15 protein-coding genes are annotated in these 16,080 nt (G+C 53.6%); 10 read left to right on the forward strand and 5 right to left on the reverse strand.

Annotated elements, in window-relative coordinates:
* Nucleotides 1-59 precede the first annotated feature (59 nt).
* The 7 genes from yeiP (at nt 60) to yejF (ending at nt 8,475) form a co-directional block, all read left to right on the forward strand.
* A complete protein-coding gene (yeiP, locus tag DZE2538_RS10900) occupies nt 60-632 on the forward strand; it encodes an elongation factor P-like protein YeiP (RefSeq protein WP_012885033.1) in 573 nt (190 codons plus the stop codon).
* Between the two features lie 79 nt (nt 633-711).
* Nucleotides 712-1,689 carry a CobW family GTP-binding protein gene (locus DZE2538_RS10905; protein ID WP_038916327.1) on the forward strand — a complete coding sequence of 326 codons (978 nt, stop codon included), beginning with the start codon at nt 712-714 and terminating at the stop codon, nt 1,687-1,689.
* A 426-nt stretch (nt 1,690-2,115) separates the two neighbouring features.
* Nucleotides 2,116-2,691 (forward strand): bifunctional murein DD-endopeptidase/murein LD-carboxypeptidase, encoded by a 576-nt coding sequence (gene mepS, locus DZE2538_RS10910; RefSeq protein ID WP_038914096.1) that lies wholly within the window; start codon nt 2,116-2,118, stop codon nt 2,689-2,691.
* 252 nt (nt 2,692-2,943) lie between these two features.
* The gene (locus DZE2538_RS10915; protein ID WP_038916328.1) at nt 2,944-4,755 is read left to right on the forward strand and encodes an extracellular solute-binding protein; all 1,812 of its coding nucleotides are present in this window, start codon (nt 2,944-2,946) and stop codon (nt 4,753-4,755) included.
* Nucleotides 4,756-4,764: 9 nt separating this feature from the next.
* Complete coding sequence (locus DZE2538_RS10920; RefSeq protein ID WP_019845688.1) at nt 4,765-5,859, forward strand: microcin C ABC transporter permease YejB; 1,095 nt, start codon at nt 4,765-4,767, stop codon at nt 5,857-5,859.
* A complete protein-coding gene (locus tag DZE2538_RS10925) occupies nt 5,856-6,881 on the forward strand; it encodes an ABC transporter permease (RefSeq protein WP_023639891.1) in 1,026 nt (341 codons plus the stop codon). Before DZE2538_RS10920 ends, DZE2538_RS10925 begins: the two co-directional genes overlap by 4 nt.
* A 1-nt stretch (nt 6,882) precedes the next feature.
* Complete coding sequence (gene yejF, locus DZE2538_RS10930) at nt 6,883-8,475, forward strand: microcin C ABC transporter ATP-binding protein YejF (RefSeq protein ID WP_038916329.1); 1,593 nt, start codon at nt 6,883-6,885, stop codon at nt 8,473-8,475.
* Between the two features lie 73 nt (nt 8,476-8,548).
* On the opposite strand, the gene DZE2538_RS10935 is transcribed toward yejF, so the two are convergent.
* The 3 genes from DZE2538_RS10935 to rsuA form a co-directional block, all read right to left on the reverse strand.
* Nucleotides 8,549-8,893, reverse strand: a complete 345-nt coding sequence (locus DZE2538_RS10935; protein WP_012885040.1) for a YejG family protein — start codon at nt 8,891-8,893, stop codon at nt 8,549-8,551.
* A 353-nt stretch (nt 8,894-9,246) separates the two neighbouring features.
* Nucleotides 9,247-10,437: a Bcr/CflA family multidrug efflux MFS transporter gene (locus tag DZE2538_RS10945; protein WP_038916331.1), complete on the reverse strand. Its 1,191-nt coding sequence runs from the start codon at nt 10,435-10,437 to the stop codon at nt 9,247-9,249.
* 108 nt (nt 10,438-10,545) lie between these two features.
* Complete coding sequence (gene rsuA, locus DZE2538_RS10950; RefSeq protein ID WP_038917167.1) at nt 10,546-11,244, reverse strand: 16S rRNA pseudouridine(516) synthase RsuA; 699 nt, start codon at nt 11,242-11,244, stop codon at nt 10,546-10,548.
* A gap of 276 nt (nt 11,245-11,520) precedes the next feature.
* Here rsuA and DZE2538_RS10955 point away from each other — a divergent pair, with 276 nt between their 5' ends.
* From DZE2538_RS10955 to rplY, 3 genes are all read left to right on the forward strand, one after another.
* Nucleotides 11,521-11,760, forward strand: a complete 240-nt coding sequence (locus DZE2538_RS10955) for a YecH family metal-binding protein (protein WP_012885044.1) — start codon at nt 11,521-11,523, stop codon at nt 11,758-11,760.
* Nucleotides 11,760-13,520, forward strand: a complete 1,761-nt coding sequence (locus DZE2538_RS10960) for a DEAD/DEAH box helicase (protein ID WP_038916333.1) — start codon at nt 11,760-11,762, stop codon at nt 13,518-13,520. The genes DZE2538_RS10955 and DZE2538_RS10960 overlap by 1 nt, the downstream gene beginning before the upstream one ends.
* 281 nt (nt 13,521-13,801) lie before the next feature.
* Complete coding sequence (gene rplY, locus DZE2538_RS10965) at nt 13,802-14,089, forward strand: 50S ribosomal protein L25 (RefSeq protein WP_012885046.1); 288 nt, start codon at nt 13,802-13,804, stop codon at nt 14,087-14,089.
* A 200-nt stretch (nt 14,090-14,289) separates the two neighbouring features.
* On the opposite strand, the gene DZE2538_RS10970 is transcribed toward rplY, so the two are convergent.
* Together DZE2538_RS10970 and DZE2538_RS20365 are read right to left on the reverse strand one after the other, a co-directional pair.
* Entirely contained in the window at nt 14,290-15,507 is a 1,218-nt protein-coding gene (locus DZE2538_RS10970; protein ID WP_023639896.1) for an L-lactate MFS transporter, read from the reverse strand.
* Between the two features lie 196 nt (nt 15,508-15,703).
* Nucleotides 15,704-16,080, reverse strand: a 377-nt coding sequence (locus DZE2538_RS20365; protein WP_038916334.1) for a LytTR family DNA-binding domain-containing protein, incomplete at its 5' end; no start/stop codon positions are given.

Consider the following 16,080-nt stretch of genomic DNA (forward strand, 5'->3'; position numbering starts at 1 on the left):
CATCCTGACGAGTAACGTGTCGCCACAAAAATTTCTCTTCTTTATTTAAGGTACATTTCATGGCAAGAGCGAATGAGATCAAACGCGGCATGGCCGTTAACTACAACGGTAAACTGCTGCTGGTAAAAGACATTGATATTCAAAGCCCCAGCGCACGTGGTGCCAGCACGCTGTACAAAATGCGTTTCGCCGACGTTCGTACCGGGCTGAAAGTAGAAGAACGCTTCAAAGGTGATGACATTCTGGACACCATCACCCTGACCCGTCGCTCAGTCACCTTCTCTTATATTGATGGCGACGAGTACATCTTTATGGACGAGGAAGATTACACCCCGTATACCTTCAAAAAAGAGCAGATTGAAGACGAACTGCTGTTTATCCCGGAAGGCGGTATGCCGGGTATTCAGGTATTGACGATGGATGGACAGTTGCTGGCGTTGGAACTGCCGCAGACTGTCGATCTGGAAATTGTCGAAACCGCACCGGGCATCAAAGGGGCTTCAGCCAGCGCCCGCAACAAACCGGCTACACTGACTACCGGTCTGGTGATTCAGGTACCTGAGTACCTGAGTGCGGGCGAAAAAATCCGTATTCACATCCCTGAGCGCCGCTATATGGGTCGTGCGGACTGAATGAGTTAGCCAACCAAACCCCCTTCCCCGCGTCTGACAGACCATGTCAGACGCTTCCCGCACACGCAAGGAGACTCCTGTGTTGACGAAAGTAAACCTGATTACCGGCTTCCTCGGTAGCGGCAAAACCACCACCATCAGGCACCTGCTCTCTCATAAACCTGAAGGCGAAACCTGGGCGGTGCTGGTTAATGAGTTTGGTGAAATCGGTATCGACGGTGCGTTGTTAAGCGACACTGGCGCACTGCTCAAAGAGATCCCTGGCGGTTGCATGTGCTGTGTCAACGGCCTGCCAATGCAGGTAGGACTCAACATGCTGTTGCAGAAAAAACCGCATCGGTTACTGATTGAACCGACCGGCCTGGGCCACCCGAAGCAAATCCTGACACTACTGACCTCTGAAGCCTATCAGCCGTGGCTTCAGCTACAGGCCACTTTGTGTTTGCTGGATCCACGCCAGCTTGGCGACAGCCGTTATACCGACAATGAAAACTTCCGCGATCAGCTTGCCGCAGCGGATGTCATCATCGCTAATAAAGAAGACACCTGGCAGCAGAGCGACCGTGACGCACTGCAACGCTGGCATCAACAACAGGGTCAGGATCGTCAACTGATCACCTTGTCTCAGGGGCAGGTCGATACCACCCTACTGGACCTGCCGCGGGACAATCACACCGCACTGCCGGATGCCCTCCACCACCATCATGACGCTCCGGCTAAAACCGGGCTGGCGGCACTCAAACTGACGGGTCGCGAAAGCTGGCGTCGTGCGCTAAATCAGGGCCAGGGGTATTACGCCTGCGGCTGGATTTTTGATGGCGAGACTCAATTCAACACCGCTCGTCTGCTCGACTGGGTGCGGTTGGCACCGGTAAGCCGTGTTAAAGGTGTAATGCGTATTGCCGAAGGTACGCTGGTGGTCAACCGTCAGGGATTCGACCTGCGCATTGAAACGCAGCCAGCATCACCGCCCGACAGTCGTATCGAAATCATTAATGACTCTGAAGCGGAATGGAACACACTGCAAAAACAGCTGTTAGATTGCCGCGAAAGGTAAGCACAACCGGTAGCGCGTAGTGTCGACGTTAAACGGCCGACATGAAACGGCAGTAGGGATATCTGTCAGAACGCCATACTCTCTTTTATTTCTCGTTCTGTACGCCTATCGCAGTGTTTTATCGGGCTGACGTGGGATATTTCATCACGAAATCATATAAACAAAAAAGACAAAAAAACTCGCAATCTGGTTTTCGTTAAGGTATGGTCGTCGAGGTCCGAGATTCATGGGCAGACATCCGTCCAGTTAAATAGATGTTGCGACACCAATAATAATGTGCGGTGTTGCACAAATTAACAGACGAATAATTGTCCCATGAAAAGTAGTGCTTTAGTCTGACACTCGTTTTGTTTGGCATAGATAACAGTGTTTATAAACACAGCATAACGATTGAATCGTTAAGGACATCAAGGGAACATAACAACAATGGTCAAATCTCAACCGACTCTGAGATATATCTGGCGGGTGTTACCTGCCGTGGCAGTAGCGATAGCGCTTTCTGCCTGTACCAGCAACAATGCAAATGTTAATAATCAAACTGATAGGCGTGTGGTTAACGGTGGTGACCCTTCACTACAAGCCTCTCAGGATGAATTCGAAGCGATGGTTCGCAACGTGGAAGTCAAATCCAAGTTGCTTGAACAATACGCCAGTTGGAAAGGCGTACGTTATCGTCTCGGGGGCGACAGCCGTAAAGGCATCGACTGCTCCAGTTTCGTTCAACGCACCTTCCGCGAACAGTTTGGTATAGACTTGCCGCGCTCCAGCTATGAGCAACAAGACATCGGTGTTCAGATTCAGCGCAACAAGCTGCGTCCGGGCGATCTGGTTGTCTTCCATGCAGGTTCAACCGGCCGTCACATGGGTATCTACCTCGGTAACCAGCAGTTCGTTCATGCTTCCACCAGTATTGGTGTGACTATTTCCAGCATGGATGACAGCTACTGGAGGCCTCGCTACCGTGAAGCTCGCCGGGTGCTGGAACAAGCGCCGCACAGCTGATTTACTTTTCCCTTGATATAGTCCAGACAATCAGAAAACGCCGCCTGCCAAACAGCGGCGTTTTTTTATTACCTGTCGGTTGCCTCCCGATCATCATCCGGGGTGATTAACAGTAGGTTCGACGTGTTATTTCGTGGTAAAACAGAACGCCATAGCGTCCGGCATCGCGATTGCCAGGAATTTCAGGCTTTTTCTCCGTTCAGTCTGCTTTCATGCGGAGAAACATGAGGTTATCAGGAGTCAGCCCTTTCGATGTTTACACGTGCGATTATCGCCGCCTTACTGTCCACCTGCGCCTGGCTGGCGTATGCCGAACCCACCACGCTGCAGACCTACGCGTTCGCCACCCTGGGTGAGCCGAAATACCCACAGGGGTTCACCCATTACGACTATACCAACCCGTCGGCCCCCAAGGGCGGCAACGTAACGTACAGCGCGCTGGGCACCTTTGATAACTTTAACCGCTTTGCGTTGCGTGGCCTGGCTGCCGCTCGTACTGAAAGCCTTTACGATTCACTCTACGTCAGTTCGGAAGACGAGCCAGGCAGTTATTACCCGCTGATTGCGCTTAACGCCCGCTATGCCAGTGACTACAGCTGGATAGAAATAGACATGAACCCAGCCGCCCGTTTTCATGACGGCTCGCCGATTACCGCGTCTGATGTGGCGTTCACGTTCACGATGTTTATGACGCAGGGTGTGCCGCAGTTTCGTCTTTATTACAAAGGCACTGAAGTCAGTGTAATTAACCCGCACCGGGTGCGCTTTACCTTCGCCGAGCCTGACAAAGAAAAAATGCTGGGGATGCTAACGCTACCGGTTATGCCGGAAAAATTCTGGCGCGACCACAAACTCAGCGACCCGTTAAGCACCCCACCGTTAGCCAGTGGACCTTATCGCATCACCGATTACCGCATGGGGCAATACGTGATTTATTCCCGTGTCACCGACTACTGGGCTGCCGACCTGCCGGTCAACCGGGGGCGCTACAACTTTAACCAGTTGCGTTACGACTACTATCTGGATGACAGCGTCGCGCTGGAAGCCTTCAAAGCAGGAGCCTTCGATCTGCGCATCGAAGGCTCACCTAAGCACTGGGCAACCCAGTATGAAGGCGGTAACTTCGCACGGGGTTATATTCTGAAGAAAGATGAAACTAATCAGGCGGCGCAGGATACCCGCTGGCTGGTGTTTAACATCCAACGCCCGCAGTTTAGCGATCGACGGGTACGTCAGGCGCTGGCACTCGCCTTTGATTTTAACTGGATGAACAAGGCCCTGTTTTTTAGCAGCTACCAACGCCCCTACAGTTTTTTCCAGAACACCGAGTACGCCGCGCAGGGAATGCCATCTGCTGCCGAGCTTACCTTACTGACACCGCTGAAAGACCGTCTTCCCGCCGAGGTTTTCGGCCCGGCATACCGCCCGGAGGAATCCGATGGCAGTGGTTATGATCGCGCGGGTCTGCTTAAGGCATTACACCTGTTGCAGCAAGCGGGTTGGGAATTGAAAAATCAGGTGCTGGTCAATAAGAACACCGGCCAGCCTTTTCGTTTCGAATTACTGCTACCCAGTGCCTCAAACGCTATCTATGTGTTGCCGTTCCAACACAATCTGGCTCGGCTCGGCATCCGTATGGAAGTACGCAGCGTCGACAGTCCGCAATTCAATAATCGGTTTCGCAAGCGTGATTTTGACATGATCCCGAAACTGTATCCGGCGATGCCCTACCCCAGTTCCGATCTGGCAATCAGTTGGAGCTCCGCCTACATCAACTCGTCCTACAACTCGCCGGGCGTACAAGACGCGGCTATCGACCAGCTTATTGACGATATTGTTCGCCATCAAGGTGATAAAGCCGCGTTGCTGTCATTGGGCACGGCGTTGGACCGGGTACTCACCTGGAACCAGTTTGCGATCCCGATGTGGTATTCCAACCACGACCGTTTCGCCTACTGGAACAAATTCGCCATGCCGGCAACCCGCCCGGCCTATTCGCTGGGTATCGACAGTTGGTGGTATGACGCCAGTAAAGCCGCCACACTGCCGGCAGCGCGTCGATAAGGAGCCGATGTGGGAACTTACCTGTTACGCCGATTACTGCTGGTGATCCCCACGCTGTGGGCCATCATCACTATCAACTTTTTTATTGTGCAAATCGCGCCGGGCGGCCCGGTTGATCAGGCCATTGCGTCCATTGAAATGGGTCAGGGCACGGGTTTTAGCATGGGTGGCAACGACGGCGGTGGGCTGGCTCGTGGGCCGGGGGGCAAACCCTCGGTGGAAAACACCTATCGGGGGGCCCGTGGTCTGGACCCGGAAGTGATCGCTGAAATAACCAAACGCTACGGGTTTGATAAACCGTTGCATGAACGTTACTTCAAACTGTTGTGGGATTATGTCCGTTTTGACTTCGGCAACAGCCTGTTTCGCGGTTCGTCCGTGATTGCATTGATTAAAGAGAGCATGCCGGTTTCGATATCCCTTGGGTTATGGAGCACGCTGATTATCTATCTGGTATCGATTCCTCTGGGTATTAACAAGGCGGTGCGTAATGGCTCGGCGTTTGACGTCTGGAGTAGTACGCTGATTATTATCGGTTACGCCATTCCCGCGTTTCTGTTCGCTATTTTGCTGATTGTCGTGTTCGCGGGTGGCAGTTATCTGGATTGGTTCCCGCTACGCGGTCTGGTATCCCCGCATTTTGATAGCCTTTCCGGGTTCGACAAGGTCATCGATTACCTGTGGCACATTACGTTACCGGTGCTGGCGACCGTGATCGGCGGCTTCGCCACGCTGACCATGCTAACCAAGAACTCATTTCTGGACGAAATCCGCAAACAGTACGTGATCACCGCCCGCGCCAAAGGTCTGGAAGAGAAGCAGATCCTCTACCGTCACGTGTTTCGCAACGCCATGCTGTTGGTGATAGCCGGTTTTCCCGCCACGTTCATTAGCATGTTCTTTACCGGTTCCCTGCTGATTGAGGTGATGTTTTCCCTTAATGGCCTCGGTCTGTTGGGGTACGACGCCACCTTGCAGCGCGATTACCCGGTGATGTTCGGTACCTTGTACATTTTTACTCTCATCGGCCTGTTGCTAAATATCCTCAGCGACATGACCTATACGCTGGTTGACCCGCGTATCGACTTCGAGGAGCGCCAATGAGTCGTCTAAGCCCGATTAATCAGGCGCGCTGGGCACGTTTTCGCGCTAATCGCCGTGGTTACTGGTCGTTATGGGTTTTTCTGGTGCTGTTTCTGGTGACGCTCTGCTCGGAATTAATCGCTAACGATAAGCCGTTATTGGTGCATTACAACGGACAGTGGTACACGCCGTTTATCGTGGATTACAGTGAAACCACGTTCGGTGGTCAACTGGCGACAGCGGCCGATTACCGCGACCCTTGGCTGGCGAAGCGGCTGGAACAAGGCGGTTGGGTGGTGTGGCCGCTGATTCACTATCGTTACGACACCATCAATTATGCTACCCAGCATGCGTTCCCCTCGCCGCCCTCGGGCCAGAATTGGCTCGGTACCGACAGTCAGGGGCGTGATGTGCTGGCGCAAATCCTGTATGGCTTTCGTATTTCCATTCTGTTTGGGCTGGCGTTGACGCTGCTGTCCAGCCTGATTGGCATCGTGGTCGGTGCCTGCCAGGGGTATTACGGCGGGCGTATCGACTTGTGGGGGCAGCGCGTTATCGAGGTCTGGTCCGGTATGCCGACGCTGTTCCTGATTATCCTGCTCTCCAGCGTGATTCAGCCAAACTTCTGGTGGCTGCTGGGCATTACGGTGCTGTTTGGCTGGATGGCGCTGGTGGGTGTGGTGCGAGCAGAATTCCTGCGCACCCGCAATTTCGACTATATTCGCGCCGCACAGGCCATGGGTGTGAGCGATCGGTCCATCATGTTCCGCTGCATGCTGCCCAACGCGATGGTCGCTACCCTCACCTACCTGCCGTTTATTTTGTGTGGTTCCATCACTACCCTGACCTCGCTCGATTTTCTGGGGTTCGGTTTACCGATGGGTTCGGCGTCACTCGGCGGTTTATTGCTGGAAGGGAAAAACAACCTACAGGCACCGTGGCTGGGTATCACCGTTTTCATCGTGCTGGCGGTAGTGCTATCACTGCTTATTTTTATCGGCGAAGCCGTTCGCGACGCCTTTGACCCGAGCAAGGCGCATTGATATGTCCGAACAACCTTTACTTGACATTCGTGACCTGAGTATCGCGTTTCGCAGCGGCGACCAGCAACGGTGTGTGGTCGAAAACGTCTCACTGAGTATTGCTGCTGGAGAAACACTGGCGCTGGTGGGGGAATCCGGCTCCGGCAAAAGCATCACCGCGTTATCTGTGTTGCGCCTGTTACCTTCGCCGCCTGTGGTCTACCCTCAGGGCGATATTCTGTTTGCCGGTGAGTCGTTGCTACACGCCAGTGAACAGCAGTTGCGCCAGGTGCGCGGCAACCAGATTGCCATGATCTTTCAGGAACCGATGGTGTCGCTTAACCCGCTACACACCATTGAAAAACAGCTGGCGGAAGTGCTCTCGCTGCACCGGGGCATGCGTCGTGAGGCCGCCCGTGACGAAATCATCCGTTGTCTTGAACGTGTTGGTATTCGTCAGGCGGCACGACGGCTGGCGGATTTCCCTCATCAGCTTTCCGGTGGTGAACGCCAGCGGGTAATGATTGCCATGGCATTGCTGACTCAACCCCGCCTGTTGATTGCGGATGAACCGACCACTGCGCTGGATGTTACCGTACAGGCGCAAATTCTCGACCTGCTGAACGAACTCAAGCAGGAACTGAACATGAGCCTGCTGTTTATTACGCACAACCTGAACATTGTGCGTCGGTTGGCTGACCGGGTTGCTGTCATGCAGGCAGGGCGCTGCGTCGAGCAGAACCTCACTCATGCGCTGTTCAGTGCGCCACAACATCCTTATACCCGACAATTGCTGGATGCCGAGCCCACCGGGGAAGCATTACCGCTCACCTCGGATACGTCAGCCCTGCTGGATGTCCGGGGGCTGGGTGTTAACTTCCCTATCAGACGCGGTTTGCTACGCCGTACGGTGGGGGAAAAGTCGGTATTGCAGGCGCTGAGCTTCTGTCTGCGCCGTGGCGAAAGCATCGGGCTGGTGGGTGAGTCGGGGTCAGGGAAAAGCACTACCGGGCTGGCGTTGCTGCGGTTACTACGCAGTCAAGGCGAGATCTGGTTTGATGGCCAGCCGTTGCACCAATTTAACCGCAAGCAAATGCTGCCGTTTCGTCGCCGCATTCAGGTCGTCTTTCAGGATCCCAACGGCTCATTGAACCCGCGACTGAATGTGGAGCAAATTATCGCGGAAGGGCTACGGGTTCATCACCGACTGAGCGCGACAGAACAGACGCAGCGGGTTATTCAGGCCATGCAGGAAGTTGGGTTGGATCCGGATAGCCGTCACCGCTACCCATCAGAGTTTTCTGGCGGTCAGCGTCAGCGTATTGCTATCGCCCGAGCCTTGATACTGCAACCGGAATTGCTGATTCTCGACGAGCCGACCTCATCGCTCGATCGCACGGTTCAGGCACAGATTCTGACTCTGCTGAAAACCCTGCAACAGACCCACCAGCTCGCGTATCTGTTCATCAGCCACGACTTACACGTCGTACGCGCACTGTGCCATCAGGTCATCGTGCTGCGCCATGGTGAGGTGGTCGAGCAAGGTGACTGCCGACAAATCTTTGAACATCCGCAGCAGGATTACACCCGAGCGCTATTACAGTTGTCAGCCTGACAACGGTTCAGAAGTACATGTCAGACGGACATGAGAACAGAAATCAGGCAGCATCGATACCGATGCTGCCAGTTCAGAATGGGTATTGCGCGCAAACCGACTCGGCGATCGCCACACCCACATCTTTCAAACGACACATCGCCGCACTCTCGTCCTGACGATATAAAAACAGGCAGGGCTCGCCTTCCCACTCCACCACGGCACATTGCAGTTGGATCTCATCCAGCGACTGGTTGAGATGCCGCATGATCTGACGGGCTTCATCGCCGTCATGGCTGAGTAATTTAAAACCAATCAGATAACTGTCGTCATCCAGGCCGCAAAGCGGAATCGGTTCAACTTTGACACCAGTAAAACCCGATGACCATCGATAACTTTGCGGCAAGCGATGGACTACCGAAAGTTGGAGAGTATTCACAGCGTCTTCCTCAGCTAAGCAGCCATAAATTCACAAAATTATAACATAAACTCATAGGATTTTTTGCCAGACATCTTTCTTTTACCACGATTTAGATACAAAAAATCAACATATCTTCATAATGAGGCCAACCCAGACGCATGGCGCTCAATGTGGTCACTGGTCAAAACGTTAACAAGATCACGTTCCTGATCGATTTTGCGCTATATGTAACCTTTTATTCCCAATATCTCAACCCATTTCTTCTAGTTGTTCACTTTTGGTTCAAAATTTTCACAATTCAAGAACGACAGGCGGGTGAACTGCCAGCGATGTGCTGGCAGTCTTATCAGAAAAAAGACAGAAAGGGGGTATTAACGCCGACTGGCGTACACAAATAAACCGAGGGCAGCAACCGAGCACACGGCCATGGCGCTCACCATCGGCCAGGCGCTTTGAGCGGTTGCCAGTGACAACACCGTACCCATCAGCGACCCCAGCCCGAAACGTAGCGTCCCGGCCAGTGACGACGCCGTACCGGCCATGTGCGGGAAGTCATCAAGGATCACCGCCATGGCGTTAGACGCCACGGTAGCCACACAGCCCACAAACACCGCCACGCCCAGTACCAGCGGGAAAAAACCCAGATGGAAACTGCAAACCGCCACCAGCCATATTCCCATCACAAATTGGATGATCAATCCCAGCCGGAACATGAACATCGCCCCCATGCGCGACACGATACGGCTGTTGAGCAATGTCATCAGAAACAGGAACACGATATTCAGCGCAAAGTAGTAACCGAAGTGTTGAGGTGACACCCCGTTCAGATCGATGTAGACAAACGGCCCGGCGCTGAGAAAAGCGAACATGCCGGAAAACGACAACCCACTGGCTAACATATAGCTGAAAACGCGACGATGACGAACCAACTGGAAAAAATTCCTCAGCGTGGTACGCAGGCGAAAACGCTGCCGTCGCTCTACCGGCAAGGTTTCATGCACACATAGCCATACCAAAACTGTCGCCACCAGCGAGGCCGCCGCAATTGTCCAGAAAATGGCATGCCAGCTCAGCCAGAATAGCAACGCGCCGCCGATAATCGGGGCCAGCAGCGGCGCGACCGTCATGACCAGAATCACAAACGACATCATGCGCGAAAATTCATCTTTCGAGAATCGGTCACGCAGCAACGCGTTGATCACCACGCTGGCCGAAGCAGCGGACAGACCGTGCAGAAAACGCATATGAATCAGTTGTTCGACCGTTTGCGACAGTGCGCAGGCCGCGGCAGCCAGCGTAAAAATCAGTACGCCACCCAGAATCACCGGTTTACGACCGATGCTGTCCGACATCGGGCCGTAAAACACCTGCCCTATCGCAAAGCCGAGCACATACGAACTGAGGGTCATCTGCACCCGGCCGGGATCAACAGAAAATTCTTTTGCAATCACGGGCAAGGCAGGCAGATACATATCGATGGCGATAGGCATCAGCATCGATATCAACCCCAGGATAAAAATCAGACCGACGCGCGAAGATGAGGGTGGTTGCACGACAAACATTTCTCCAGACAGAAGAACAGTTCCCGCCGCCACAGCAGCGGGGCAAAAACGTCAGGCCAGATCAAAAACCCCCAGCCAGATAAGGACAGACCGACGACAACGCGTTGGTTACTGCCCGAAACTGTCGACTTCTTCCTGTGTCAACGGCCGGTATTCACCCGGCTCCAGCGTATCATCCAATGTAATGGCACCAATACGTTCACGATGTAGCGCCACCACGTGGTTGCCGACCGCCGCAAACATACGTTTCACCTGATGGTAACGCCCTTCACTGATAGTCAGACGGACCTGATGTTCAGACAGCGCCTCCAGGGTGGCCGGGCGGGTCAGGTTCTTCTCATTATGCAGTTGAACACCTGCCTGAAATTTTTCCGCCGTATCGGCCGCCAGTGGCTGCTCCAGCGTCACCAGATAGGTTTTTTCACAATGGTGCTTTGGCGAGGTAATCCGGTGTGACCACTGCCCATCATCGGTCAGCAGCACTAAACCGCTGGTGTCGATATCCAGCCGCCCGGCAGCATGCAACTTGTGCGCGACCGGTTCGTCAATGAAATACAAAATCGTCGGGTGGTCAGGATCGTCGGTTGAGCACACATAACCCTGCGGTTTATTGAGCATGAAATACCGCGGCCCATTTTGCTGCTCGAGCACATTGCCGTCGAACGCCACTTCATGCTCTGGCAACAGTTTGAATGCCCCGCTTTTTACTACCTCACCGTTTACTGTCACACGCTGTGCACGCAGTTCGCGCACTATCAGAGAACGGCTGATTCCCAACTGCTGGGAAAGAAATTTATCCAATCGCATTAATGAATGACTGCCTATGGTGATCACGAATTGCCGGTCAGGTACGAACGTAACGTCACCTGACAGGAATAAGGCGTTGTCTTTCACACCGAATATCCTCTTTCAGAAAAGATATTGATGCAGACCGCCTCTCTGTATCGTTTAAAAAAGCATAATAAAAGCAACTTTACCACGTTGCCATCCTGCCGCTATCGGCCGGCACTGCATGTAAAGTCTATAGCGATGCTTCGCCGTCATACGGCGATAAATCGCCCGATAATTATCAGGAGACCTATTATGTCATCGATTCACGGTCATGAAGTATTACATATGATGGTGACCGCCAACAGATCCTTTACCACTGATGAACTGATTGCCGCCATCGAGGCGCGCTTTGGCCGCGATGCCCGCTTTCATACCTGCTCTGCCAGCGACATGACCGCCGCCGGGCTGGTGCAATTTCTGGCTGACAAAGGCAAATTCATTGCGCAAGATAACGGCTTTACGACCCACGAAAGCAAAATCTGCCGCCACTGATGTCATTTACACTGCGCCCGTACCAGCAAGAAGCGGTTGACGCTACCCTTGCCTATTTTCGCCAGCACACCGCTCCGGCGGTGATCGTCTTACCCACCGGCGCAGGCAAAAGCCTGGTGATTGCCGAATTGGCGCGGCTGGCGCGTGGGCGGGTATTGGTACTGGCGCATGTCAAAGAACTGGTTGAGCAGAATCACGCGAAATATTGCGCGTTGGGTTTACCGGCGGACATTTTCGCCGCCGGGCTCAACCAGCGTGACAGCACGGGCAAAGTGGTGTTCGGCAGTGTGCAGTCGGTCGCTCGCCATCCTGACCAATTCGACGATGCGTTTTCGCTGCTGATTATCGATGAGTGTCACCGCATTAGCGACGATGAAAACAGCCAGTATCAGCAAATTATTCAGCACTTGCAGCAGGCCAATCCCCGGCTGCGGCTACTGGGGTTAACGGCAACGCCTTACCGCCTGGGTCGGGGGTGGATCTATCAATACCATTACCATGGCATGATCCGTGGTGACGAAAGCTGTTTGTTCCGCGACTGTATCTACGAATTGCCGCTGCGTTACATGATACGCCATGGTTTTCTGGTGCCACCGGAGCGGCTCGATATGCCAGTGGTGCAGTACGATTTCAGCCAGTTAGTCGCCCGCAGTCATGGTTTATTCAGCGAGGTGGACTTAAACCGGGAAGTAAAACGTCAGCAGCGGGTCACGCCACAGATAGTCCGCCAAATTATCGAGTACACCGCCGATCGGCGCGGCGTGATGATATTCGCCGCCACGGTGGAGCATGCCCGGGAAATCGAAGGATTGTTACCGCCCGGCGAAGCAGCGCTTATCAGCGGGGAAACCCCTACCCCACAGCGAGACGCGCTCATCAGCGCCTTCAAACAGCAGCAGTTGCGCTATCTGGTGAACGTGTCGGTATTGACGACCGGTTTTGATGCACCGCATGTCGACGCTATCGCCATTTTACGCCCGACGGAATCCGTCAGCCTTTATCAGCAAATCATCGGGCGTGGCTTGCGTCTGTTTCCTGGGAAAACCGACTGCCTGATACTCGATTATGCTGGTAATCCCTTTGACCTCTACACGCCGGAAGTCGGCAACAGCAAACCACACAGTGACAGCCAACCCGTGCAGGTATTCTGCCCGCAATGCGGTTTCGCCAACCTGTTCTGGGGGAAATGCACCGATGACGGTAGCGTAATAGAACATTACGGCCGCCGCTGTCAGGGCTGGCAGGAGGACGAACACGGCAAACGCCAACAGTGCGACTACCGTTTTCGCTTCAAGAGCTGCCCGCATTGCGGCGCGGAAAATGATATCGCCGCCCGACGCTGCCAGACCTGCGATGCGCTATTGGTCGACCCGGATGACATGCTGAAAGCCGCGTTGAAGCTTAAAGATGCACTGGTGCTACGCTGTAGCGGGATGCAACTGCAACACGGTACCGATGCTAAAGGCGAATGGCTGCGTATCACCTATCACGACGAAGACGGGGCCGATGTCAGCGAGCGCTTTCGCCTGCATACATCAGCCCAGCGTAACGCGTTTAACCATGTGTTTCTGCGAGTGCATCAGCGTGCGCCCGGCGTCCCGTTCCAGTGGCAACACGCCGACGACGTGGTGGCCCAGCAGGCGTTGCTGCGGGCACCGGACTTCGTGGTGGCACGTCTGCAGGGAAAATACTGGCAGGTGCGGGAAAAAATCTTCGATTATCAGGGCCGCTATCGCCGGGCAAACGAACTGCGCGGCTAGCCTTAGGCGGTTTTATTTGCCCGCACGGCCATATTCCGCTAGAATCTCGCCCGCTTTTATTTCGAATATCAACATATATACCCAAAATAATTCGAGTTGCGGGAAGGCGGCAAGAGAGTGAATCCCGATGAGCTTACACAGGTAAGTGATTCGGGTGAACGAACGCCGCCAACACACCTGCAACTTGAAGTATGACGGGTATTGTTATTTGAACAAAGCGGATTATCCTGCCTGTTGCTGGGTCGCCTGTAACAGGGTCATTTTATTAAGTAGAGAAAGCAATGATTACTATCAACGCAGAAGTACGTAAAGAGCAGGGTAAGGGTGCGAGCCGCCGCCTGCGCACTACCGGTAAATTCCCAGCTATCGTTTACGGTGGCAGCGAAGCGCCGGTTTCCATCGAACTGGACCACGATATCGTTAAAAACCTGGAAGATCGTAACAGCGAAGGCCTGTACGGTGAAATCGTCCTGGTTATCGATGGCAAAGAAACTAAAGCAAAAATCCAGGCTGTTCAGCGTCATCCGTTCAAGCCGAAACTGACTCACATCGATTTCGTTCGCGTGTAATTACACTACAACGTTTCGACGAGCCAGCAAAAACGCCGCACAACTGTGCGGCGTTTTTGTTTGTGCCTTCTGCCTCGACTTATCCCTGCCATGTTTCTGTCTGTCATGTTTCTCTCTGCCATACCCACACAACGTCAGTCCCAGATAAAAAACGCCACCGCAGTTGGCGATGGCGTTGGGCTACACGAAAACGGTGATTATCAGGCGTGGCTACCTTGGGCAACCAGCGGGATATCACGCTCACGCGGCGCTTTCGGCGGCTGGATAAACAGGGTAATCACCAGCGAGACCACCGACAGCAGCGCAATAGCGATAAAGGTGCTGTGGAACCCGCCCAGTGCGGCAGCGATAAAGGAACCGGCTAATGGGCCTAAACCAAACCCCTGATAAATCAGCCCATAGTTTTTACTGTGGTGTTTGAGGCCAAAGAAATCAGCCACAATCGCCGGGTAGACCGTGATATTTCCGCCGAAGCAGAAGGCTACCGCCCCGGTGCACAGGAAGAACGTCATCGCATTGAGCGGCAGGAACGCCATCACTGTGACCGCCAGTGCAGTGACCAGCAGCGTGAAGTTCAGCACCCGCAAGCGACCGACTTTATCAGACAGATACCCCAGAATCAGGCGACCGGCTGTGTTGCAAATGGCAATCGCTGATACGGCGCTGGCAGCCGTGACCACATCCAACCCAGCCATTTTGACGCCGATATCCTTCACGATACCGATCAGGTACAACCCACTCATACAGGAGGTGAAAAACACCACAAACAGCAACCAGGCTTCTTTGCGACGCAGCATTTCACTGACCGTGAAGTTAACGTTGCCACCCTGAGCTGCCGTCTGGACCGGCTGTACCGGTGCGTCTTTCAGCAGCATCGCGCCGCCGGTGATCATCACTAACGCCATGGCTCCCCACCAGAAAAACGTCTGGGACACACCAACATGCATCAGCAACGCGCTATTGACGTATTTAAACACCAGACTCCCGGTGCCATATGCGCCGACGGACACCCCGGCAATCACACCTTTGCGATTCGGGAACCACTTGATCAGATTGGATAACGTGGTGATGTATGCCGTACCGTCGGCAAACCCGACCACGAGCCCGACCAGCAACCACAGCATCGGCAGTGACGACACCATGGATGTCGCCATCAACGCTACACCCAACACCAAACCGGCGATCAATGTCAGCTTGCGGATACCGATACGCTCCTGAATGCGGCCAGCGAACAAGGTCGCGAAAGCCAGGAAAAAGCTGGTAAGGGAAAACGTTGTGGCAACCGAACTGAGCGGCCAGTGAAATTTATCAACCAGTGGTTGGTTGTAAAGACTCCAGGTGTAGATGGTTCCCAACCCCATTTGAGACAGGATGGTTCCGGCAACAATAACGCCGCGATTTACTGGTTTTCCGTTCATAACGGTAGCCTCGATTTTTCTGGTGTGAAGACAATGCAGGCAAAACGGCCTGCGAATGGCACCAGTATAAGGAGGGGTCACAACCACGGATTAAAGAACGGCATGAACGGCATGAATCAGGGAATGAAATGCATCCAGAGCGGTATTAATGACAGTAAATCTATCTTCTCATGTCTGACGTCTGACCTCCTAACCACTACAGACGCATCAGTTGACGGAATTCCCGCACTTTACTGCGACTCACCGGCACCTGAAAATCCAGATCGCTCAGTTTGAGGATATAGGTATTGTTGAACCAGGGCTCTATCTCGCGGATCTTGCTCAAATTTACGCAATACGAACGGTGGCAGCGAAAGAAGTAGGCCTCCGGCAAGCGGCTGCAAAACTCGGTAATGTTCATCGACATGACGAACTCATCACGCCGGGTGTACACAAAGGTCAGTTTTTCGTGGGATTCGGCGTAATAGATATCGTGGATGTTGGTGACGATAATCCGCTTATCTTTGACCAGATTGATGGTCATCGGTGCCGGACGGGTGCTGTCGCTGCTGGGATGAGCCGGTAATTGCTGTT

The sequence above is a fragment of the Dickeya zeae NCPPB 2538 genome (assembly GCF_000406165.1).
In the GTDB taxonomy this organism is placed as follows: domain Bacteria; phylum Pseudomonadota; class Gammaproteobacteria; order Enterobacterales; family Enterobacteriaceae; genus Dickeya; species Dickeya zeae.